The sequence below is a fragment of the Arthrobacter gallicola genome (assembly GCF_014836775.1).
GTDB classification, from domain to species: domain Bacteria; phylum Actinomycetota; class Actinomycetes; order Actinomycetales; family Micrococcaceae; genus Arthrobacter_B; species Arthrobacter_B gallicola.
Genome location: NZ_JACSQD010000008.1, coordinates 145,109 through 167,722, shown reverse-complemented (window position 1 = coordinate 167,722; position 22,614 = coordinate 145,109). Strand labels below are relative to the sequence as shown.

19 protein-coding genes and 1 pseudogene are annotated in these 22,614 nt (G+C 65.9%); 7 read left to right on the top strand and 13 right to left on the bottom strand.

The genetic code is table 11. The features are described 5' to 3' along the window. Window positions 1–18 precede the first annotated feature (18 nt). From H9639_RS16110 to H9639_RS16095, 4 genes are all read right to left on the bottom strand, one after another. The gene (locus H9639_RS16110) at window positions 19–708 is read right to left on the bottom strand and encodes a response regulator transcription factor (protein ID WP_191809084.1); all 690 of its coding nucleotides are present in this window, start codon (window positions 706–708) and stop codon (window positions 19–21) included. Window positions 709–800: 92 nt separating this feature from the next. Then, window positions 801–2,246 (bottom strand): sensor histidine kinase, encoded by a 1,446-nt coding sequence (locus tag H9639_RS16105; protein WP_191809083.1) that lies wholly within the window; start codon window positions 2,244–2,246, stop codon window positions 801–803. Window positions 2,247–2,377: 131 nt separating this feature from the next. Then, the gene (locus H9639_RS16100; protein WP_191809082.1) at window positions 2,378–3,148 is read right to left on the bottom strand and encodes a FadR/GntR family transcriptional regulator; all 771 of its coding nucleotides are present in this window, start codon (window positions 3,146–3,148) and stop codon (window positions 2,378–2,380) included. A 248-nt stretch (window positions 3,149–3,396) separates the two neighbouring features. After that, a complete protein-coding gene (locus tag H9639_RS16095; RefSeq protein ID WP_191809081.1) occupies window positions 3,397–5,121 on the bottom strand; it encodes an L-lactate permease in 1,725 nt (574 codons plus the stop codon). Window positions 5,122–5,318: 197 nt separating this feature from the next. Between H9639_RS16095 and H9639_RS16090 the strand changes: the two genes are divergently transcribed. From H9639_RS16090 to H9639_RS16080, 3 genes are read left to right on the top strand one after another with little or no spacing between them, the layout of a single operon-like run. Then, complete coding sequence (locus tag H9639_RS16090; protein ID WP_191809080.1) at window positions 5,319–6,119, top strand: (Fe-S)-binding protein; 801 nt, start codon at window positions 5,319–5,321, stop codon at window positions 6,117–6,119. Beyond that, a complete protein-coding gene (locus tag H9639_RS16085; protein ID WP_191809079.1) occupies window positions 6,116–7,636 on the top strand; it encodes a LutB/LldF family L-lactate oxidation iron-sulfur protein in 1,521 nt (506 codons plus the stop codon). The genes H9639_RS16090 and H9639_RS16085 overlap by 4 nt, the downstream gene beginning before the upstream one ends. Then, a complete protein-coding gene (locus tag H9639_RS16080) occupies window positions 7,633–8,268 on the top strand; it encodes a LutC/YkgG family protein (protein WP_191809078.1) in 636 nt (211 codons plus the stop codon). Before H9639_RS16085 ends, H9639_RS16080 begins: the two co-directional genes overlap by 4 nt. 72 nt (window positions 8,269–8,340) lie before the next feature. Here the strand turns inward: H9639_RS16080 and ligM are convergent, their stop codons facing one another. Further along, a complete protein-coding gene (ligM, locus tag H9639_RS16075) occupies window positions 8,341–9,750 on the bottom strand; it encodes a vanillate/3-O-methylgallate O-demethylase (RefSeq protein ID WP_191809077.1) in 1,410 nt (469 codons plus the stop codon). Between the two features lie 193 nt (window positions 9,751–9,943). On the opposite strand from ligM, the gene H9639_RS16070 reads away from it, so the two are divergent. Next, complete coding sequence (locus H9639_RS16070) at window positions 9,944–10,927, top strand: ABC transporter substrate-binding protein (protein ID WP_191809076.1); 984 nt, start codon at window positions 9,944–9,946, stop codon at window positions 10,925–10,927. A gap of 97 nt (window positions 10,928–11,024) precedes the next feature. On the opposite strand, the gene H9639_RS16065 is transcribed toward H9639_RS16070, so the two are convergent. Then, window positions 11,025–11,876, bottom strand: coding sequence for a methylenetetrahydrofolate reductase (locus H9639_RS16065; RefSeq protein WP_191809075.1), 852 nt, complete (start codon window positions 11,874–11,876; stop codon window positions 11,025–11,027). A 142-nt stretch (window positions 11,877–12,018) separates the two neighbouring features. On the opposite strand from H9639_RS16065, the gene hpaH reads away from it, so the two are divergent. Both hpaH and H9639_RS16055 read left to right on the top strand, forming a co-directional pair. Continuing rightward, complete coding sequence (gene hpaH, locus H9639_RS16060; RefSeq protein WP_191809074.1) at window positions 12,019–12,804, top strand: 2-oxo-hept-4-ene-1,7-dioate hydratase; 786 nt, start codon at window positions 12,019–12,021, stop codon at window positions 12,802–12,804. After that, entirely contained in the window at window positions 12,789–13,604 is an 816-nt protein-coding gene (locus H9639_RS16055; protein WP_191809073.1) for an aldolase/citrate lyase family protein, read from the top strand. Before hpaH ends, H9639_RS16055 begins: the two co-directional genes overlap by 16 nt. 31 nt (window positions 13,605–13,635) lie before the next feature. On the opposite strand, the gene H9639_RS16985 is transcribed toward H9639_RS16055, so the two are convergent. The 5 genes and pseudogenes from H9639_RS16985 to H9639_RS16030 form a co-directional block, all read right to left on the bottom strand. After that, window positions 13,636–15,579 (bottom strand): L-lactate permease, encoded by a 1,944-nt coding sequence (locus tag H9639_RS16985; RefSeq protein ID WP_225219699.1) that lies wholly within the window; start codon window positions 15,577–15,579, stop codon window positions 13,636–13,638. A 281-nt stretch (window positions 15,580–15,860) separates the two neighbouring features. Further along, entirely contained in the window at window positions 15,861–16,400 is a 540-nt protein-coding gene (locus H9639_RS16040; protein ID WP_191809072.1) for a GNAT family N-acetyltransferase, read from the bottom strand. A gap of 190 nt (window positions 16,401–16,590) precedes the next feature. Further along, entirely contained in the window at window positions 16,591–17,181 is a 591-nt protein-coding gene (locus tag H9639_RS16980) for an HNH endonuclease (protein WP_225219722.1), read from the bottom strand. A 210-nt stretch (window positions 17,182–17,391) separates the two neighbouring features. Next, window positions 17,392–18,168, bottom strand: a pseudogene (locus H9639_RS17315) (DUF222 domain-containing protein); the annotation flags it as partial. A gap of 531 nt (window positions 18,169–18,699) precedes the next feature. Next, on the bottom strand, window positions 18,700–19,389 hold the full coding sequence (locus H9639_RS16030) for a YoaK family protein (protein WP_191809070.1): 690 nt from the start codon (window positions 19,387–19,389) through the stop codon (window positions 18,700–18,702). A 193-nt stretch (window positions 19,390–19,582) separates the two neighbouring features. On the opposite strand from H9639_RS16030, the gene H9639_RS16025 reads away from it, so the two are divergent. Then, complete coding sequence (locus H9639_RS16025; RefSeq protein WP_191809069.1) at window positions 19,583–20,548, top strand: L-lactate dehydrogenase; 966 nt, start codon at window positions 19,583–19,585, stop codon at window positions 20,546–20,548. Between the two features lie 40 nt (window positions 20,549–20,588). Here the strand turns inward: H9639_RS16025 and H9639_RS16020 are convergent, their stop codons facing one another. Together H9639_RS16020 and H9639_RS16015 are read right to left on the bottom strand one after the other, a co-directional pair. Beyond that, window positions 20,589–22,082 carry an aminobutyraldehyde dehydrogenase gene (locus tag H9639_RS16020; RefSeq protein ID WP_191809068.1) on the bottom strand — a complete coding sequence of 498 codons (1,494 nt, stop codon included), beginning with the start codon at window positions 22,080–22,082 and terminating at the stop codon, window positions 20,589–20,591. 50 nt (window positions 22,083–22,132) lie between these two features. Beyond that, window positions 22,133–22,552 (bottom strand): cupin domain-containing protein, encoded by a 420-nt coding sequence (locus tag H9639_RS16015; RefSeq protein WP_225219698.1) that lies wholly within the window; start codon window positions 22,550–22,552, stop codon window positions 22,133–22,135. Window positions 22,553–22,614: the final 62 nt, after the last annotated feature.

The window sequence follows — 22,614 nt, the reverse complement described above, 5'->3', positions numbered from 1 at the left end:
TTTGGTCCCGGTACAAATCTAGGCCCGGGACCCGCCCTCCGCGAAATGGTCAGGCCACACAGGGCGGGCGGCCTGCAGATACTGCAGTACGGCGAGGACCCGCCGGTGGTCCCCGGCCGCTGGATGGAGGTTCAGCTTGCCGAATATTGAGGTGATGTTTTTCTCCACTGCTCCGGCGGAGAGGAACAGTTCAGCACAAATACCGGCGTTTGTCCGTCCCTGGGCCATAAGCTCCAGAACCTCCCGCTCCCGCGGGGTCAAGGATTCCAGGCCCGTGTGGCGTCCGGCGCCCATCAGCTGCCGGACAACCTCGGGGTCGAGCACCGTCCCGCCAGCGCGGATGCGTTCCAGGGCGTGAAGGAAATCGGCGACGTCGGCCACCCGGTCTTTGAGCAGGTAGCCGGTTCCACTGGGCTGCCCGGCGAAAAGCTGCGCGGCGTAACGCGTCTCCACATACTGCGAGAGCAGCATTACGCCGATCTCCGGGCGGGTTTCCCGCAGCTGCAGGGCGGCGCGGATCCCTTCATGGGTGTGGCTGGGCGGCATGCGGTTATCCAGGATCACGACGTCGGGAAGCGAGGTTTCCAGCGCGGCGAACAGTTCCTCCGCGTCGCCAACGGCCGCGAGCACCTGGTGTCCCCGGCCGTTCAGCAGTTCCACCAGCCCGGCCCGGAGCAGGGCGGAGTCTTCTGCGATGACAATCCTCATGCCAGCAGCTTGCCCTACCGGCGCGTTTCGGGGGAAACCCGAGTGGTGGGGGAACCCGTCAGCTGAGGAAGCGGGCGTGCTGGGGGAACTGGTCAGGACAGCGGGAGGCGGACGGTGACAACCGTCGGGCCTCCGTCCGGGGAGGAGATCCGGAGCGTTCCGTCCACGGTCCGGACCCGTTCGGCAAGCCCGGCCAGCCCGGTCCCGGCGCTCTCTGTGCCGGAGCCTGCGCCGCCTGCGCCCTCGTCCTTGACGCTCAGCGTCAGGCCGGAGTCCTCCTGAAGAACCAGGACACTGATCCGCGAACCGCCGGAGTGCTTGACCGCGTTGGTCACCAGCTCCGCAGCGCAGTAGTAGGCGATGGCTTCCACTGCGGGGGAGGGGCGGACCGGCAGCCGGTAGGACAGGTACACCGGCAGGGGTGCGGTAGCGGCGAGCGATTCCAGGGCGGTGTCCAGTCCGTCGTTCAGGACCGCCGGACGGATGCCGCGGGCTATGCCGCGCAGGTCTTCCAGGGCATCCTTCGCCGTGCCGTGCGCGGTGTCCAGAAGATGCTGCAGTTCAGCGGGTGCCTCGGTGCCTGCGATCCGGTCCTTGGCATCCCCGAGTTTCATGGCGATGGCCACGAGCTGGGCTTGGGTTCCGTCGTGCAGGTCACGCTCGATCTGCGCCAGCCGGGCATCGGCACCGGCGACGGAGCTGCTTCGGCTCGCCTCCAGCTCGCGGACCCGGTCCTGGGCGGCGGTGGGTCCCAGCAGCCCCGCAGCGAGGCTGGCCTGCAGCCGTGCCAGGCCGTTGTTGAGGGACGGCCAGATAAGGAACGTCAGGAGGAGGCCGACTCCAACGTAGGCGGCCTGCCACCAGAACCCCTCGACGTAGACATCCGGGGCAATCATGCTGCCGCGGTGCCAGGTGCCGTCACCGGCTTCCTGGGGCGGAAGCCACTGGTACCAGTACCAGTGCGTCATGCAGCCCAGGCCGGCCGCCAGGAAGGTGATGCTCAGGCACGCTGACAGTACTGACGTCACAAAGCTGACGGCCATGTGGCTCAGGGCGCGCCAGCCGGCGCCGTCGGCCAGTCCGGAGCGGAGGAAGCCGAAGAACCCCGGCCGGGGAGCAAAGCGGACCGGCGCCGGAATCTCCCGGTCCAGCAGTCCGGCGGCCAGGGAACGGTGGAGGGTACCCCAGGACCGTGCCCCGGCGACCAGGGCCGCCATAACGATCAGTCCCACGAAGGTCACCAGCAGCGAAGCGCCGAGGGACACGGTGGTCACGGCATAGGCCAGGCCAAACGGAGCCAGCAGCAGCGTCACCCAGTGGTAGCCGAAGGCCCGCCAGGTGCTGCTGCGGAAGAACGCCGGGCGCCCTGTGCCGGGGCGGGAAACACGGGTGCTTTGCAGGTGCGGGGTGCGTTCAGAATGGGGGCTGCGTTCAGAATGCGGAACGTGCCGGGGGTGCCGGCTGTGCTGTGCCGGGGTGGAGTCTGCCTCGACCAGGCCGGGTGTGGTGTCGGGATCGGAGGCGCGGGTGGGTGTCATGATTACATCTTTCTCCGTGCACAGCCCCGGTGACCATGGGGTTTTCCCCCGTGGTTGCCGGGGGAGCGCAGCGTCACCCCTCCGGTGGGCAGCACTGGGAGCGCTGGGAGTGCTGGCAGCACCGGCAGGCCTTAGGGCTGGGAGGGCGCGGCCGGGGACTGCGCAGGCCGGTGCGCCGGGATCTGGGCATAAAACCATTCGATGTGGCCGCGGAGCAGCCGGGCGGCCAGGGAACCATCCGCAGCGGCGACGGCGTCGTAAATCCCGTGATGCTGCTCCCGCAGCACAGCCAGGATGCCAGGCCAGTCTTCGAAGTTGTCCATGGCCTCCTTGACGTAGCCGCGGATGGCACCGCTGAGCGAGGCCATCATGGTCTCGATCACGGCATTGCCGGCCAGCGAGCTGAGCTCCACATGGAACTGGGCATCAAGGGTGTGAAAAGCATCCCGCTCCAGGTCAGGGCGGTCCATGGCTTCCAACAGGCCGCGGGCCCGCTCCAAGGCCGCAGCGGTTTCTTCGGTGCGCGGCGCGTTCGCCGCCGCTTCGGCCGCCCAGGTTTCCAGCAGCACACGGGTCTGCACGATGTCCGCCACCGGGAGCCGGTTGCTGGCCATGTGCAGGCGCAGCGCCGAGGACAGCCCGGCGGATGGCTCGGAGACGATAATGGCGCCGGACTTCGGGCCGGAACCGGAGGACGAACGCAGAACTCCCAAGGCATCCAGGATCCGGATGCCTTCCCGGACGGAGGCGCGGGAGATGCCGTAGGTTTCCGCCAGGGTGCGTTCGCCGGGGAGCTGGTCGCCCAGCTTGATCTCGCCGTTCCGCAGGCCCGCTTCGATGTTCTCCAGCAGCAGGTCATAGCTGCGGCGCGGCGGAAGGGGAGCGGAATCCGTATGAGTCACTGCAACATCCTTACACGGCAGGCCCGGGATTCCCCGGCGTCCGCAACAAAGGGTTCTGAACACCGTCACAACCGGAACCAGACCCGTTCCACGGTTCAATCATGGTTCAAACCACGGCTCAACACAGCCCCCGCTCCACCACAGGGGCCATGCAAAAAAAGGAGTGGCAGAGCGTGTATTCCCCCCAAGGAATACACGCTCCGCCACTCCGGCCAGCGCCGCAGCGCCGGGGGAAGCGGGGCCGGTTACTACGGAAGCATCCAGCCCAGGATCGGAGTCGACTGCAGGTAGACCAGTGTGCAGAGGACCAGCAGCAGGCCAGCGCTCCAGCCAACCACCTTGCGCAGCAGTACGGATTCCTGCCCGTCCAGCTTCACGGCGGTCACCGCAATGGCCAGGTTCTGCGGGCTGATGAGCTTGCCAACGACGCCGCCGGTGGTGTTGGCGGCCACCAGGAGGTTCGGGTCGATGCCGGCTTCAAGCCCCGCGGTTTGCTGCAGGCGGGCGAACAGGGCGTTGGCGGAGGTGTCAGAGCCGGTCACGGCGGTGCCGATCCAGCCGAGGACGGGGGACAGGAAGGCGAAGAAGCCGCCGGCTCCCGCCAGCCAGGTGCCGATGGATACGGTCTGGCCGGAGAAGTTCATAACGTAGGCCAGGGACAGGACCGAGAGGATGGTCAGGGCGGCCCAGCGCATGTTCCAGACCGTGCGGCCGATCTCCGCCACACCGTTGCCGACGCTCATCCGGTAACGGCCGCCGTCGTCGAACCGGGAGTAGACAACGGAAACGATCAGGCCCGTGATCAGCAGCAGCGTGCCCGGGGTGGAGAGCCAGTTGAACGTGTAGATGGTGGAGGACACCGGGTTTCCGGCCCCGTCCACCAGGGCCTCGTGCAGAATCGGCCACGGAACCTGGATGTCGGTCGACGCCAGGAAGGCGGGGATGTCCACCCCGAGCTTCCAAAGCTTGGCGATGCCGAAGATCGCAATGACCAGGAAGTACGGGAACAGGGCCAGCCAGGTGCGTGAGGGGGTCAGGGAGTCCTCGTCGCGGACCGCGGTGGCGGTCGAACCGCTGCCGGTGCCCGGGCGGCTAGCGCCGGCGGCAACAAGGGCGGTGAGGCCCATCCGTTCGCGCGCGGCGTCGAGGCCGCGGGGCTGCCAGAAGCGCAGGAAGACGACGGCTGCACCCAGGCCGGCCAGCGCGGCAACAATGTCCGTGAGCTCGTAGGAGAAGAACGTGGAGCACAGCACCTGGGCAATGGAGAACGCGGCACCGGTAACCAAAGCTGCAGGCCAGGTGTCCTTGACGCCACGGAACCCGTCGAGGATGAAGACCAGGATCAGCGGCACAATGATGGCCAGCACGGGTGCCTGTCGCCCCACGACCGCACCGATGTGATCGGCGTCGAGGCCGGTAAGGTTGGCAGCCGTGGTGATCGGGATGGCCATGGCGCCGAAGGCGACCGGCGCGGTGTTTGCCACCAGTACGGCTGCTGCTGCCTTCAGGGGCTTCAAGCCCAGGGCAACGAGCATGGTGGCGGTGATGGCCACGGGGGCGCCGAACCCGGCGAGGGCTTCGAGCAGACCGCCGAAGCAGAACGCCACGAGGATCGCCTGGATGCGGACGTCCCCGCCGCCAATGACATCGAAGACGCGGCGAAGGTCCTCGAACCGGCCGCTGACCACCGTGATCTGGTACAGCCAGATGGCCATGATCACAATCCAGACAACCGGGAACGCGCCGAAAACGGCACCCTGGGAAGCGGAGAGCAGGGCCAGGCCGGCCGGCATCTTGAACGCAAAGATGGCGACGGCGATGGCAACTACCAGGGAAAGTGCGCCGGCAACGTGGGCCTTCACCTTCACGAACGCCAAGAGGATAAAGAACGTGAGCAGGGGAACGAGAGCCACTATGGCTGACGCGGCAACGCTGCCGGACACCGGATCGGTGCTGGCGGTGAAGTGATCCACGGGGGACCTCCGGAAAAGAGAAGAACTGGCGGGGGGAGTTGGTCAGACCACAATGGTCAGGCCATGGAAGTCTAGCGCACCGTTGACAAGCGTGTGATCATGGCCACCAGCCGCGGGCCCCCTTGGTGTGTTGCTCATAACGTGCCTAGTATGGTCAGACCACACCGGCCCCGGGGACATCCCGCTGAGAGGCAGCCATGAGAATTGCACTATTTGCCACCTGCATCGTGGATGCGATGTATCCACGGACAGCCCGTGCCACGGTAGCGATCCTGGAACGGCTGGGACACGAGGTCGTGTTCCCGTCCGGCCAGACCTGCTGCGGCCAGATGCACGTGAACTCGGGGTACTTCCCCGAGGCCGTCCCCGTGGTCCGCAACCACGTTGAGGCGTTCGACCCCGCGGGCTACGACGTCGCCGTCGCGCCCTCGGGTTCCTGCGTCGGCTCGGTCAAGCACCAGCACCCGATGATCGCCCGGTCCTGCGGCGACACCCAGCTGGAGGCCGCGGCGGAAGCCGTCGGCGCCAAGACCTACGAACTGTCCGAACTTCTAACCGATGTCCTGGGCATCACCAACGCCGCCGAGCAGCTGGGTTCCTGGTTCCCGCACAAGGTCACCTACCATCCCAGCTGTCACGGCATGCGCCTGCTGCGCCTCGGTGACCGCCAGCTGAACCTGCTTTCCTCCGTGGGCGGGATCGAAATGGCTGACCTGCCGGAAGCCGACCAGTGCTGCGGCTTTGGCGGAACCTTCTCCATGAAGAACGCGGATGTTTCCTCCGCCATGCTGGCGGACAAAACCGCCAACGTCACCTCCACCGGTGCCTCACTCTGCTCCGGCGGAGACGCCTCCTGCCTGATGCACATCGGCGGCGGGCTCTCCCGCGAAGGCGCCAGCGCCACCACCCTGCACTTCGCTGAGATCCTGGCCAGCACCAAGGAAAACCCGGTCTCTGTCACTGGAGAGATCCTCGTCAGCGGAAAGGCCGGACGATGAGCACCTACCTGGGAATGCCCACCCTTCCGGTCTACGGACGCGGAAACCTCAACGCCGTCGAATCCTTCCCAGCCGCGGCACACCGGGAGCTGGGCAACGCCCAGCTCCGGGCCAACCTGGGGCACGCCACCCACACCATCCGCGACAAGCGGCTCAAGGTAGTGGGCGAACTCCCGGACTGGGAGGAGCTGCGCAACGCCGGCAGCGCAATCAAGGAATCCGTGATGGCCCGGCTGCCCGAACTGCTGGAGCAGTTCGAAGCCAACTTCACCGCCCGCGGCGGGATCATCCACTGGGCCCGCGACGCAGACGAAGCCAATGAAATCGTCCGTGACCTGATCCGTGCTGAAGGCGTGGACGAGGTGGTCAAGGTCAAGTCCATGGCCACCCAGGAGATCGGTCTGAACGAATACCTCGAAGAGCAGGGCATCGCCGCTTTCGAGACCGACCTCGCCGAGCTGATCGTGCAGCTGGACCATGACAAACCCAGCCACATCCTGGTGCCGGCCATCCACAAGAACCGCACCCAGGTCCGGGACATCTTCCTGCGCGAAATGCCGGGCGTGGACCCGGAGCTCACCGACGACCCGGCCAAGCTGGCCGAGGCTGCCCGCGCACACCTGCGCCGCAAATTCCTTTCCGCGAAGGTGGCCGTCTCCGGCGCAAACTTCGCGATCGCCGACGCCGGCACCCTCGCCGTCGTCGAATCCGAAGGCAACGGCCGTATGTGCCTGACCCTGCCGGAAACACTGATCACCGTGATGGGTGTGGAGAAGCTGCTGCCGACCTGGCAGGACCTTGAAGTCTTTATGCAGCTGCTCCCGCGTTCCTCCACCGGCGAGCGGATGAACCCCTACACCTCGCTGTGGACCGGTGTCACCGAAGGCGACGGACCCCAGAAGGTGCACCTCGTGCTGGTGGACAACGGCCGCAGCGCCGCACTGGCGGATGAGATGGGGCGCTCGGCCCTGCACTGCATCCGCTGCAGCGCCTGCATGAACGTGTGCCCGGTCTACGAGCGGACCGGCGGCCATGCCTACGGCTCCACCTACCCGGGACCGATCGGCGCGATCCTCTCGCCGATGATGACCGGCATCAAGTCGGAGGAAAACAGTTCGCTCCCGTACGCCTCCTCGCTGTGCGGTGCCTGCTACGACGCCTGCCCGGTGAAGATCAACATCCCGGAGATCCTGGTGCACCTGCGCGCCGAGGACGTGGATTCCAAGCGCGGCACCAAAAAGCTGCCCACCCAGATGGATTTGATCATGAAGGGCGCCTCCTGGGCGTTCTCCCGCGGCCGGAACCTGGGCCTGCTGGAGAAGGGTCTTCCGCTCGGCCGGCTTGCCGCCGGACGGAAGAAGAAAATTACCAAGCTGCCCGGCATTGCCGCGGGCTGGACCCAGAGCCGGGACATCCCGGCCCCTCCCGCGCAGTCCTTCCGGGACTGGTGGGCCAAGGAACACACAGCACCGGAACAGCCGGGCGACGCGGCAAAGCAGGGGGAGACGAAGGCATGAGCGCACGCGAAGAGATCCTCGGCAGGCTGCGGGACGCGCTGCGCGACTCACCGGCGGTCCCGGAGGTTCCGCGGGAATACCGCAGCACCACGGAGGTCCCTGAAGCTGAGCGGATCGCCATGCTGGTGGACCGGCTGGAAGACTACAAGGCCGGCGTCACGGTCCTGGACGATGACGGCATCGCGCCCCGCATCGCGGAACTGCTCGACGGCGCGGCCAGCTACGTGGTGCCCGAAGGGATCGACGACGCCTGGCTGAAAGCCGCCGACGCCGCTGCACCCGGCCGCCGCCGGACCGACTCGACCGGTGCGCCGCTCAGCGTTGCCGAACTCGACGCAACAGCCGCCGTCGTCACCGGCAGTGCCGTCTCGGTCGCCGAAACCGGCACGATCATGCTGGACGGCAGTTCCAACCAGGGCCGCCGGGCGATCTCCCTGGTCCCCGACCATCACATCTGCGTGGTCCGTGCCGCGGACATCACCACCATCCTGCCGGAGGCCCTCCGCCGGCTGGACGGCACCCGGCCGCTGACCTGGATCAGCGGTCCGAGTGCCACCAGCGACATCGAACTCGAGCGCGTCGAGGGTGTGCACGGTCCGCGCACGCTGGACGTGATTATCGTCCGGAGCTAGCCGGAGCTAGCCGGAGCTAGCCGGAGCTAGCCGGAGCTGGCCGGAGCTGGCCGCGGGTGAACCACCCGGGGCTTAGCTCCCGGTGTAGCCGGTGCGCCAGCCGCCCTTGTAGTCCTTGCGCACCGTCTCCGAATAGGGGATCGGGCTGACCACGGCCCGGACTTCGAGCTGCTGATGCGGCTCAACGGTGGTTTTGGCGGTGCCGCCCCCGGGTTCACCCCAGACCACGCGCAGTTCGGTTCCTTCGGGGACGTCCGGATTGACCGTGGCCAGGGACAGGCCGCGCCGCTCATTGGCGGAGTAGCCGGTGAACATGGACACGCCCACGGTGTTGCCGTCGGCGTCGATCACGGCGTCGTAGTTCGAGGAGCCGTAGTTGGCCAGCGGCAGGTCGAAGTACTTGTAGGGAGTTCCGGTGGTGTCCAGCTGCGAGGTGAGGATGCGGCCCAGGTCTTCCTCGTTCCAGGCCAGCGTGACCTTGCGGCGCTGGGCTGCGGGGTCCATGGCTTCCAGGGCTTCGCGGCCGATGAAGTCGTGGTCGAACTTCACGAAGGAGCCGTAGCCCAGCTCCCACGGCGTCAGGTAGTAGTCCTCGATGTCCGCGGAGACGAAGCTGCCGGCGACGGCGTTGGTTGCCTCATAGCTGTCCGCCCCCAGCCACTCGCGGTACGGGCGCAGCCGCTCATCCGTGTAGACAGCGGGCAGGGGAGAGGGGATCCAGCCTGATTCCAGGGTGTTGGAGGGGTAGGCGCGTGCGCCGACGGCGGCCATGCCGAACTCGGTGCCGGCTGCCATGATCGCGTCCCGCACCTTGTCGTAGGAGCCGTAGTCTCCCCAGATCTCCAGGCCGGGCGCTCCGGCCATCCCGTGGCGCAGGGTGCGCACGGGTTCGCCCGCGATGGTCATTGTGTCCATGTTGAAGAACTTCAGCTGCTCCAGCGGGCCGCCGTTGAGGCTTTCGATGATCTGCCAGGCGTTGGGGCCCTGGATCTGGAACCGCCAGTACCGCCGGCTGACGGGCTGGCCCATGGGGCGCGACGGCGACCGGCGGTCCACCTCGATCTCCAGGTCGTAACCGCCGGTCTCGGCGTTGAACAGCAGCCAGTTGGCTGCGGGCGCGCGGCCGACGTACACGTATTCGTCCTGTTCCTGGTGGAAGAGGATGCCGTCGCCGATCACGTGGCCGGACGGCGTCACCGGAACGTACTGTTTGGCCTTGTTCACCGGGAAGTTCGCCACACTGTTCACTGCGGTGTCTGAGATGAGCTTCAAGGCGTCGGGACCCTTGATGAAGACGTTGTCCATGTGGTGCGACTGGTCGAAGAGGACGGCGGTCTCCCGCCAGGCCCGCTGTTCGCTGCGCCAGTTGGTGAATTCCGGTGCGACGACGGGATAGATGTACGCGCCGATCTGCGAATTACGGAGCAGATCAACCGTTCCGTTGGATGCATCAAGGACTTCCTGCAGATTCTTAGGTGCCACGGTGAACCTCTGTTTCTGTCGGACGGGGAGCCGGATAACGCCGGTGCGCCGACCATATATCTATGCAGATAGGTAAGTCGAGGGCCGGGGGCTCCCGGTTTAGGGGACCTAGTCAATATCTATCCTGGTAGATAGTGTGGCTTGTATCACAAACTGCCCCGCGGCTCGGTCCGCGACAAACGAGGAGACATCCATGAGGAAACTGGTTGCAGCAGCGGCAACGGTGGCGCTGCTTGGCCTGACGGCGTGCGGATCGGGGTCGCTGTCCTCCACTGACGAAACCAGCAGCGGGTCTCCCGCAGCCGAAGGGCTCACGGCCATTGAGGTGGGGGTTATTCCTATCGTGGACGTGGCGCCTATTTATCTCGGGGTTCAGGAAGGCCTCTTTGAGGCGGAAGGCCTGGACGTCACCCTCACCCTGGCTCAGGGCGGAGCGGCCATCGTTCCGGCGGTGACTTCGGGGCAGATGGATTTTGGCTTCTCCAACATCACCTCCATGATCGTGGGACGTTCGAAGGGCTTGCCGGTGCAGATGGTGGCTCCCGGGGGCAGCTCCACCGGCGACCCTGATGCGGACTTTGCCGCCGTGATGACCAAGCCGGACAGCGGTATTGAGACCACCAAGGATCTTGAAGGCAAAAAGGTCGGCGTGAACACGCTGAACAATATTTCCGACTCCACCATCTCTGAGGCCGTGAAGCAGGCGGGAGGGGATTACGAGAGCATCGAGTTCGTGGAGATACCGTTCCCCGAACTGTCCGGGCAGCTTGCTGCCGGAACCGTGGACGCGATCGCCGCCGTCGAACCCTTTGTGACCATTGCCAAGGCCGACGGCGCCGTTCCGGTGTTCTCCAATTACGCCGAGCCGGTGGATGACCTGACGGTGGCCGTCTATTTCGCTTCAGACGAGTACATCCAGGAAAATCCGGAAACCGTGGAGAAGTTTGTCCGTGCACTCAAGGCTTCACAGGAGTTTGCAGAGGCGAACCCGGACAAGGTCCGTGCGATCCTGCCCAGCTACACCTCGCTCAAGCCTGAGGTGATCGAGCAGCTGACCCTGCCCCGGTACAGCACCGAGGTGAACAGCGCCTCCATCGAGGAGGTTGCCCGCATCTCACTGGACCGCGGACTGGTCGAGGAGATTCCGGACATGGAGACGCTGCTTCCGTCCTACTAGCCGGGTTCGTGCGGACCCGCAGGCGAGGTTTGCAGGTGGTTCGCAGCGGGTTTGCAGAGCAGAGTAAAGCCGGGGTGGGTCCGGGATTTTCGGGTGACTAGTGCTCCTGGAAGTCCCGGACCCATTCTGCCGTGGCCCGCAGGCCGCCGAAGGTGTAGAAGTGCAGCTGGACGGTGCCGTGCCGGGCGGGATCGTGGGCTGCGGCCAGGTCGCGGAGGAAGCGGTCCGGGCCGGCGGTGCCCAGCAGGTTGGTCAGCGAGAACCCGTATTTCTGTGCGATCCCGGCCGAGGTCCCCACGCCGAACCGCCGTGCGTAGCCGAGCAGCCGTTTGATGCCTGCGGGGCCCGGAACGCCGATCCGGACCGGGATGCTGACGCCGCGGCCGCGCAGCTCTTCCAGCCAGGCCAGGACCGGGGCCGTATCGAATCCGAACTGGGTAATGATGGAGGCTTCCAGACCCTGCTCCCGGAGGGCATCGGCCTTGGCCAGCAGGGCAGTCCACAAGGCTTCCCCGCTGATATCCGGATGCCCCTCCGGGTAACCTGCGATGCTGATGTGCCGGGCACCGTACGCTGCGGGCAGCCCGGAACGGACGACGGCGAGCGAGTCTTCGTACGGCCCCATCGGTTCCGCAGGGTCGCCTCCCACCACGAACAGGTTCTCCACCGCATCGGCATCGGCCAGGGCGCCGAGGAACTTTTCCAGTTCGGCGGAGGATTCGAGCCTGCGGGCGGAAATATGCGGCACCGGGACCAGCCCGGCGGATTTCACGGCTGCCGCGGCCGCCAGGCGCATCGGCAGGTCTTCGTTGCCCAGGAAGGTCACGTTCACTCTGGTGCCGGCCGGCAGCACATCCTGCGCGCTGCGCAGGGCCTCGACGTCCTTGCCGGTCATTTCCAGGGAGAAACCGGACAGCAGACTGCCTTCTGAGGGCGCGCGTGGACTCATGCCTGCCACCCTAGCCAGCCACGCCGGAGGTGTCCACGAATCCGAAGCCCTCCGTCGCCGACGAAATGTGTCCTGAATCATATACAATCCTGTTCAGCCGTAATGGAGCGGACAGCATTCCCCCGGAAAGTGGTGCAGGTACGTGCTCGAGCAGCAAACCATTGAGAAGATCGCCGATGAGCTGGTGGCCGCCGGCGCCAACCGCATTCCGGTTCAGCGCCTGACGTCCCGGTATCCGGAGATGACGGTGGAGGACTCCTACGCCGTGCAGAATCTCTGGAGCCAGCGGATGCAGGAGAGCGGGCGGAAGCTGGTCGGCCGCAAGATCGGCCTGACGTCCAAGGCCATGCAGGCCGCCACCGGAATCACCGAACCGGACTACGGCGTCATTTTCGACAACATGGTGCTGGAGAACGGCTGCACCGTCCAGTGGGACGCCTATACCCATCCGCGGATTGAAGTGGAGCTGGCCTTTGTGCTGGGCAAGCCGCTCTCCGGTCCGAACTGCAGCATCTTCGACGTCCTGGACGCCACCGACTACGTCGTTCCCGCGCTGGAAATCCTGGACTCCCGCATCGAGATGGAAGGCCGCACCATCGTGGACACCATCTCCGACAACGCGGCGATGGGCGCCATGGTGGTGGGCGGACGGCCGGTCAAGGTGTCCGACGTCGACCTGCGCTGGGTCGCTGCCCTGCTGTACAAAAACCAGACCATCGAAGAAACCGGTGTGGCTGCCGGTGTCCTGAACCATCCGGCCGCCGGGGTGTACTGGCTGGCCAACAAGCTTGCCGCCCACGGAACCACGCTGGGCGCCGGAGAGATCATCCTCGCGGGATCCTTCACCCGTCCCATGTGGGTGCACAAGGGAGACACCGTCCATGCAGACTACGGACAGCTGGGATCAGTGACATGCCGTTTCGAGTAGACCCCGCAACTTCGTTCAAAGCCGATCTGGTGCCCGGCGGACGTGCCCGGGTGGGCATGTGGGCGTGCACCGGCAATCCGCTGGTGACCGAGATCTGCGCCGGATCCGGTCTGGACTGGCTGCTGATCGACGGCGAACACAGCATCAACAGCTTGGAGTCCATCAGCGTGCAGCTGCAGGTTGCGGCTGGGTATCCGATTCAGCCGGTGGTGCGGCTGCCGATCAACGACACGGTGCTGATCAAGCAGTACCTGGACCTCGGCGTGCAGAACCTGCTGGTGCCCATGGTGGATACGGCGGAACAGGCGGCCGCCGCCGTCGCCGCCGTCCGTTACCCGCCGCATGGCGTCCGCGGCGTGGGCAGTGCGCTGGCGCGTGCCTCACGGTGGAACCGGATCGAGAACTATCTGGGCCGGGCCGATGAAACAGTGACCCTGCTGGTCCAGGTGGAGACCGCACAGGCGGTGGCCAACGTGGCGGAGATCGCCGCAACGGACGGTGTGGACGGGATCTTTGTGGGTCCGTCGGACCTGGCGGCGTCGATGGGTTATCTCGGGCAGCAGGAACACCCCGAGGTGGTGGCTGCCGTTGAGCAGTGCATCCGCACCGCCAAGGAGCTTGGTGTTCCCGTGGGGGTCAACGCGTTCGCCGAGGCCACCGCCCGGCGTTACCTTGATGCCGGGGTGGATTTCATCCTGGTGGGGGCCGACGTCGCCCTGCTGGCACGTGCGTCCGAGGCGCTCGCTGCCAGGTACCTGCCGCAGACCACTGATGCCGAGGACGAACGCGCCAGCTACTGATGAACCGGATGCTGGCTGATCCTGTCCCCGGCTACGGGATCATCCAGCTCAGTACTGGTGTGGACTGCAGGAAGACAATCACACACAGGGCCAGCAGCAGGGCTACGCTCCAGCCAAAGACCTTCCGGAACAGGACCGACTCCTGCCCGCTCATATTCACGGCGGCGGCGGCGATTGCCAGGTTCTGCGGCGAGATCAGCTTGCCCATCACGCCGCCGCCGGTGTTCGCGGCAACCATCAGCTTGGGATCCAGGCCGGCGGCCTGGCCGGCGGTCTCCTGCAGTTTTGCGAACAGAGCGTTGGCAGAGGTGTCGGATCCCGTCACCGCCGTCCCGATCCAGCCGAGCACCGGGGAGAGGAACGCGAAGAACGCGCCCGTTGCCGCCAGCCACGTTCCGATCGAGATGGTCTGTCCGGAAAAATTCATCACGTAGGCCAGTGCCAGGACCCCCAGGATCGTCAGCGCGGCGGACTTCATCCGCTTGGCAGTGAGCCACATTTCCTGCATGGCACCGCCCATGGTCAGGGGATACCGGCCACGGTCATCAAAGCGGGAGTACACCAGCGCCACGATCAGCCCGCTGATCAGGAGCAGGGTTCCGGGGCTGGCCAGCCAGTCGAAGCTGTAGACGGTGGAGGACTGCGTCTGGCCGTTCGGATCCAGAAGTGCCTCATGGAGCCACGGCCAGGGGATCTCGATGGTGGTCCTGGCGAGGGCCGCCGGGATATCCACGCCGAGGGTCCAGAGATTGGCGATACCAAAGATTACAATCACCAGGACATACGGGAACAGTGCCATCCACCCGCGCGACGCCGTGAGCCGGTCCGCGGATTGGCCGTCCCGTCCGTCGGTACCGGCGTTTTTCCCGGCGCCGTGGTCAGCAGCGTATCCGGGAGCGTGCGCCCCGCGCTGACCCCCGACGTACTCAGGCGGCCCCGCGGACCTGCCGGACCTGCCGGTCTGTCCTGAATCACCGGATGGTCCTGAAGCGCCGGACTGTCCGGAATCGCCGGTGTGCCCGGAACCGCCGCGCGCTGCCGTGCCGCCGTCGTGCCCTGACGCACCACTTCCCTTGGTACCGGCCGGCGTCCAGCCACCGGCCCGGGCTGTTTCCAGCTCGCCGTGCATCCGGTCGGAGGCCTGTTGACCGCCGCGCGGCTGCCAGAACCGCAGGAATGCCACGGCAGCTGCCATCGCCACGAGGGAGGCAACAATGTCGGTGAGTTCGTAGGAGAAGTAGTTTGAGCACAGGAATTGGAAGATCGAGAAGACGACGCCGGTGAACAGCGCCACCGGCCAGCATTCCCGCAGCCCGCGCCTGCCGTCGAGGATGAAGAGCAGGATCAGCGGGACCAGGAAGGCCAGCAGCGGGGTCTGCCGCCCGACGACGGCGCCTATCTCGTCGCCCGTGTAGCTGGTGAGATTTGCCGCCGTCGTAATGGGGATGGCCAGGGCACCGAATGCTACCGGCGCGGTGTTGGCGATCAGCACGGCAGTCGCTGCCCGGATGGGTGCGATGCCAATGGCCAGGAGCATGGTGACTGTGATCGCGACCGGAGCACCGAATCCGGCGAGGGCTTCGAGCAGTCCGCCGAAGCAGAAGGCCACCAGCAGAGCCTGGACGCGGATGTCGCCGCCGCCGACCGTATCGAAGACGCGGCGAAGATCCTCGAAGCGTCCGCTGCGCACGGTGACCTGGTACAGCCAGACGGCCATCACAATAATCCAGACGACCGGGAACAGGCCAAAGGCCGCACCCTGGGTCGCTGAAAGGAATGCCAGCCCGACAGGCATGCCAAAGCCGAGGACCGCGATGACGAGTGCTGCCGCCAACGCACACGCTCCGGCTATGTAAGCCTTGGTTTTCGCGAAGGCCAGCAGCAGGAAGAAGACCAGCAGCGGAACGAGGGCGAGAAGTGCGGAGAGGGCTATGCTCCCGCCGACCGGGTCTGTTGTTGGGGTGAAGCTTTCCATATGACCCTCCATGCCGGGTCCAGCTGCCGGCGGCGCCGAGGTCAACGGATGACCGGTTTCGGCGGAACGGTGCCAGGCCATGGGAATGGGTGGGAAAAGAGTTCCTTGCAGTATTTACAGGGTAGGCCCAGCCGGACCGCGTGGTGGATCCCTGCGCGGAATTTGCGGGTGGGGGAGGGCCGGAATTTTGAGTCCTGGGTGAGGCAGCTGCCGGGGCGGCTGGGGTGGTCCGTGCGCTGCCGGGCGGGTTGAGCCTGCCTGCGGCTTCCGGCCCGGCGGGCTTACCAGCCTTTGGCCAGGTAGATGTCCATGTAGGTGCCGCGGTCGACGTCGAGGTCGGTCCGGCGCTCCAGCCCTGCTGCCAGCGCGGTCCGCTGGGAGCCAATGTTGTCCACCGAAGTGTAGGCGACGACGGGTAGCCCGGGGAGAAGCTCTTCGGAGAGGCGTACGGCTTCCAGTGCGCCTTCTGTGGCGAGCCCTTGGCCCCAGTACTCGGGGGAATAGCGGTAGTACAGGTTCAGGGCGGGCCTGCCGCGGATGATCCGGTGGGAGACTCCCGTGAAACCGATGAGGGTGTGGGGAGCGCCCGGATCGACGACGGCCCAGACCCCGAAGCCGTGGCGGTACCAGTGCTGACGGATCTCGTGGAAGGTTCGTGCGGAGGAAGCCCGGGTGATGGTCGACGGCGCGGGGTGGTGAATGTTGGTCCGCGGATCGGTGTGGAGGTCAATTGCTGCGCTTTCGTCGCTGGCCTGCGGCCGGCGCAGCAGCAGACGTTCCGTGCTGACGGGTGACCAGTCTCTGGCATTCTGCTCCAGCATGCGACCACTCTATCCATGTCCTGTTTATCCGTGTCCTGATTATCAGCGCCTTGGTGGTCCTAATTACTAGGAGAACGGTGTTTGGGATTAGCCGGAGAACGAAGTTTGGGCCGGCCGATGGATCCGTTCGTTTGTTCTTCGAGACCTGGCCCTAGCTCAGACGGGCACAAGTTCAGAACGGGGGACGGGTTCAGAAGGGAGGAGGGTCCGGGGACGTCTCTGTTCTGGAATGCCAATCGGCCCAGAGAGCGTTGGTCTGCTGCGGAGAGGGATCGGGTAAGGGCCCGGCCGGCGTCGGTGGGAGTCCGGGACCGGCCGCACCACCACCGAACTCCAGTGCGGGTTGGGTGGTGTAGGTTCGTCCGGTCGGTGAGGTCCAGCCGAGGGCACCGGGTGCGGGCTGGCGGGCTTTCCAATAGCCCAGGGTTTTGAAACGGTGATGTTTAGGGCAGAGATGTTCCAGGTTCGAGTGTTCGGTAGGACCGCCGCGCGCCCAGGGAGTGGTGTGGTCGATCTCTGAACGGGTGACGTTTACGGCGCAGCCAGGGAATCGGCAGGTCCCGTCCCGGGCTTGCAGCCAGCGTTTGAGCCCGGCTGGGATTCGCCGCCGCCGTCCGACAGCCAGGATTTCCCCGGAGGCAGCATCCTGCAGAAGCGGTGTCCAGTTCAGTGCCGCAAGGATCATGGTCCGGGCGGCTTCGGCGCTGATGGGACCGTACCCGTTCAACTCGGCCGGGGTCTGGTCCAGACCGGCGAGAGTGTCAGCGTTGATCAGCACCATCACCTCCGTCCTTACCCGTGTCCGGGATGGGGGCCGCGGATGTGACCGTCGGCGATCAGCCGATTTGCCACCCGGTCCCGCTCGGAACGGCTGCCCGGGCGCCAGGCTGCCGGGCGAAGTTAAACGCCCGCCCCGTTGTGCGCTGTCATCCGGTTGATTTTCGGTACCCGGATTCTCCTCTGCTGCCGGGGTATCTGGGGTGGGCACAACAGTGGCCGGAGCACCAGTTTTACTGCGGTGGGGCGGTGACGCTGCACCGGCTCTTGACTCGCCCTCGAGCAATACCGCGGCCAAAGTGTCGGCACGCAACTGGTCAACGCTCCGCGGATCCCCAGCAGATTTGCCGGCCCGGGCGGCCCCGGACAGCGCTGTATAAATGGCCTGGCCCTTCTCCGCGGCCAGGAACGCGGTCAAACAGGACATTCCGTCCGGCAGAGCCTCGAAGCAGACCCGTCTCCTGTCCACTGCATCCCGGTGCCTAGCCGGAATGGTCTGAGGGAACCGGGACTCCCTCAACCTGCGGGCTTTCTTCCCGAAACCTGCCGCGGTGCGGCCTTCCGCAGAGCTGAGCAGGTCTGCCTCAAAACGCTGCCGGAGACCCAGCCGCTCAGGTTCCGAGACCACTGGGTTCGCCTCTGTCCGCCCGCCGGACTCTCCTGGGTCCGGGCACTGCAGGTTGCGGTCCAGCAAGGAGGCCTGATTATTCCCCTCGGTACCTGAGCCGGTATCGGTGGGAAAGCCGGTATCGCTTGGAGCATGGTCGCCACCAGCGCCAGCGCCGCCGCCAGCGTCGGTGCCTGTGCCCGGGCCCGGGCCCGGGCCCGGATCTGTTTCCAAACCAGGATCCTGAGCTGGGATGTCGGGCAGATGCTGGGTCTCGTCCAGGATGATTCGCGCGTGCTGGTACCCGATCCGGCCCTCAGCCAAGCGGGCCAAAGTTTGGGGGTGCTCCCGGTTCAACCGGGACGACTCGCTGACCAGACGCATTGCAGTCATATGCGGAAGATTCAACACGGCGCCGGCCTCCGCCGCCGCGAGAGAGAGTGCCAAAGAGGGATCTTCCCTGCCGGCAGCCCGGGCGATGTCGCGGGCGAAGAGTTCCTCCAACCGGGCTGCCACCCGGGCCTGCTGAGCCTGTGCCCAACAAATCAACACCCCGAACCGCTCCAGGGCATCAACTGTTTCTGTGAACCCCAGCAGCTCCACCGATCGCAGCGACAGCCGTCCGGCGAACCCCTCCGGAACCCCCGCCACGGCGAAAGCTGCCTGCGGATCGGCACAAAAGACTGCGGCATCCCCGGAACTGTCCGGAGCCCCTGGGACACGATCGTTTGCCGCCCCCGCAGGCTGGGAAAACGGTGTGCTTGACGAGCTGTTCATACCCCAACACTTTCAGCTGCCACCGACATTCCAAGGCCCAAAACGGCGCTTTTTGGCCCGTTCAATTACTGGTCTCTCAGCCAGCGATACTCGTCTTTTCGGTGCCTGGGCCAGGGGCCGCAGTGCACCGGTGACTGATCAGGAACGGCGTTCCCGATGATGCCGAACCGACCCCACAACTGCCACCATCGTGGAGATCAGCGCAGAAACCGAAAAACCCAGCCACAACCCCACATTCAGAAGAGCAGCCCCGGCTACGGCACCAACCAGAATGAGCGAGACAGCCAAAACCCGCCGGGCCCAAAAATGACTGTCTCCACCGGCCAAACGGGAGTCTGAGGCCAGCCCGGTGATCGTGGAGGTTACGACCACGGTGGAAATCTCGGCGACCTTGAGGTGCCGTGCCGCCGCGGCCTGGATCCCCATCGCGGCAGCCATGGACGACGTCGTGACACTGCCAAGAACCTCGTCAGCCTGCACATCAACCACCGCCGTAAACACGGCCAGCAGGGCAATCCAGCCTGCAACCACTGCCAGGCAGACGGAAACCTCCCGGGACCAACCACCGGGCCCCCGCCGCAGCACCCGTCCGGCCACCGCTGCGCCGAGCATAAAGCACACCAGGGCCAGGGCAGGCCGGAGGGTCGGAAGGTCTGCGCCGCCGGCAAAGGCCATCCCTAGGAGCAGCACATTGCCGGTCATGTTTCCGGTAAACACCTGATCGAGCCCCAGATATCCCAGGGCATCGATCACCCCGGTGGAGAAGGTCGACGCCAGCATCAGCCAAAGATGAAGTCGCTCCGTGGGCACTGCATTGAGGCGTCGCATGGTTGCTTCCCTCCGTCGGCATGGTGGCTCAATGTAGCTGAGGCTCGCCGGCGGTGGGGAGGGAACCTGCGCTTGGGGTCAGCGGGATGGTCACCCTGAAGCTGACAGCCGCCCCTGACCCGTTCCCTCGCCGCCGGGCCCGCCCTATAGTGCCTTTAGGGGAACCCTCCAAAGATGAGTGAGGCTCAAAGTCATGGCCAACATCACCACCAGACCAGTCACCAAACTCGGAATCGTCGGAGCCGGAAGTGTGGGAACAGCCCTGGCATACGCAGCTCTGATCCGGGATGCGGCACGGCAAGTTGCCATTTACGACATCGACAGCGCCCGGGCGGAAGCCGAAGTGCTGGACCTTTCACACGGCACCCAGTTCACGGGCGCCAATACCGTCACCGGCGGCGGCAACATCGACGCGCTGGCCGGGGCGGACGTCATCGTCATCACTGCCGGAGCACGCCAGAAACCCGGCCAAACGCGGCTGGACCTGGCAGCGGCCAACGTCCGGATCCTGGAATCGCTGATGCCTGCCCTCATGGAACAGGCGCCCGAAGCTGTCTACATCCTGGTAACAAACCCCTGCGATGTTCTGACAGTGGCCGCCCAGAAAATCACCGGATTACCCTCAAACCGGATCTTCTCCTCCGGAACCGTACTGGACACCTCCCGCCTGAGGCTGCTGGTGGCCCAATCCGCACACGTCCTGATGTCCAGCGTGCACGCAACAATCATCGGTGAACACGGGGACAGCGAATTTCCGGTCTGGTCCAGTGCAACCATCGGACCGGTACCCATCCGCGAGTGGCAGATCAGCGGGCGGCAGGTCTTCACCGATGAATTGCTGGCCGCGATCACCGACGACGTCGTCAACGCGGCTTACAAGGTGATCGCAGGCAAGGGTGCCACGAACTATGCAATCGGGCTCGCCGGAGTACGCATTGTGGAGGCCGTGTTCCAAGCCCAGAACGCTGTCCTTCCCGTGTCAGCGCTTCTGCGGGGCGAGCACGGCATCTCCGGGGTGGCGCTCTCACTGCCCAGCATCGTTGGCTCCGGCGGCGTCTACAAGATGCTGGAAATGCCGCTCGACGACGGCGAGCAGCAGGCTCTGCAGAACTCCGCCGAAACGCTGCGCAACACCATGCAGAACCTCGGTATCGGCTGATCGGTTTCCGGGGTCCGGCTGCCCCCGGTGCTGAACCGGCTTAGCGGGCCCGGAACACGGTGTCCTGCCATTCCTTATGGACGGCGGGGTCGCGGCTCATCATGACGTGCTTGACATTGGTGTACTCCTCGAACGAGTACATGGACATGTCCTTGCCGAAGCCGGAGGCCTTGTACCCGCCGTGAGGCATTTCGGACACGATCGGAATGTGATCGTTCACCCAGACGCAGCCGGCGGCAATTTCCTCGCTGGCGCGCAGGGAACGGGAGAGATCCCGGGTCCAGGCGGAGGCAGCCAGTCCGTAGGGGGTGTCATTGGCCAGGGCGATGCCTTCGCCGTCCGAGTCGAAGGGCAGCGCGGTGAGTACCGGACCGAAGATCTCGTCCTGCACAATTTCGGAGTCCTGGGCGGCGCCCGTCACCAGTGTGGGCCGGTAGAACGCACCGGCTGCCAGCGCACCGCCGGGTGCCGCGCCGCCGGCCAGGACCTTCGCACCGGCGTCCCGGGCCCGGTCCACGAAGCCGGCAACTTTGTCCCGGTGCCCATGGCTGATCAGGGAGCCAAGATCAGTGTCCGGATCGGTTGGGTCACCGACGACGACGGCGTCCATCAGTTCCGCGACGCGCGCAGTGAACTGCTCGAACAGCGGTGCCTGGATGTACGCCCGGGTCGCAGCGGTGCAGTCCTGCCCGCCGTTAATGATGGACCCGGCGACGGCGCCGTGCGCGGCGGCCTCAAGGTCGGCGTCGTCGAAAACCACAAACGGGGCTTTGCCGCCCAGTTCCAGATGCACCCGCTTCGCCGTGCGGGCTGCCATGGCCATAATGTGGCGGCCGACGGCGGTGGAACCGGTGAAGGAGGTCATGGCCACATCCCGGTGGGTCACCAGGGCCTCACCGGCCACGGGGCCGGAACCGGTGACAATGTTGATCACGCCGTCAGGAATGCCGGCCGCGGCGGCGGCTTCGGCGAAGATCAGGGAGGTCCCGGGGGTGAGTTCGCTGGGTTTGAGCACAATCGTGTTGCCGGCGGCAATGGCGGGGAGGATCTTCCAGCCCGCCATCTGCAGCGGATAGTTCCACGGGGAAATCGAGCCGATGACGCCGATCGGTTCCCGCCGGACCATGGAGGTTCCGCCCGCCCCGTATTCACCGGCAGCCAGGCCGTGCAGCTGGCGGGCGGCTCCGGCGAAGAAGGAGACGTTGTCCACGGTTCCGGGCACGTCGAATTCCGTGGACATCCGGATGGACTTGCCGGTCTGGGCGGTTTCCAGGTCAGCCAGCAGGCCGGCCCGGGCATCAAGTTCAGCGGCGAGGGCCAGCAGCGCCTCGGCACGTTCGCCCGGAGTGCGCTTGGACCAGCCGGCGTACGCGCGTTTGGCGGCGTCAACGGCGTCGTTGACGTCCGAGCCGTCTGCGTACCGCAGGGTCTCCGCGGCCGAGCCGGTGGCCGGGTTGACGCGTTGAGCCTCTTCGCCGCGGCCTTGCCGGTAGCGGCCGTTGATGAACTGATGGCCTTCGGTGAACTGCTGCATGATGTGCTGCTCCGTGGATTGTTGGGTTTGGCGGGCGGGCGGAAACGGTCCTAGGCCGGCAGGGCCAGATAGACCTTCCGCAGAGGGCTGGTTACTGTCCAGCGGGTTGGGGTTCCGGCGGCGAACCGCATCAGGGTGTGCGGAACGAGGTCATGGACGGAGGTAACGGTCCCGTCTTCGTCGAGGAACTCCACGGTGGCGGAGCCGGAGAGCACCAGGAAGACCTCTTCGGCTTCGGTGTCATACATCCCGCCCTCGGTCATCTCCCATACGCCGAGTTCCAGACCGCCGAATCGGCCGAGTTCACAGAGCCCGGTGGCCGGTGTCCCCGAAGCGACGGCGGAGCCGGTCACCGGCTCGTGCTCCAGCACGAGGCCGTCCGGCTGGAGCGGGACTCCGGCGGGCAGCCCGGCGCCCGCGGGCATCAGCGGTGGAGCAGAAGGTGTGGGGGCAGGGACGGCGTTAACCATGTGAAACTGGATCCGTTCGGGTTGAGGGTCGGGCGGGGTTTGGCGCGGCACCGGCACCAACA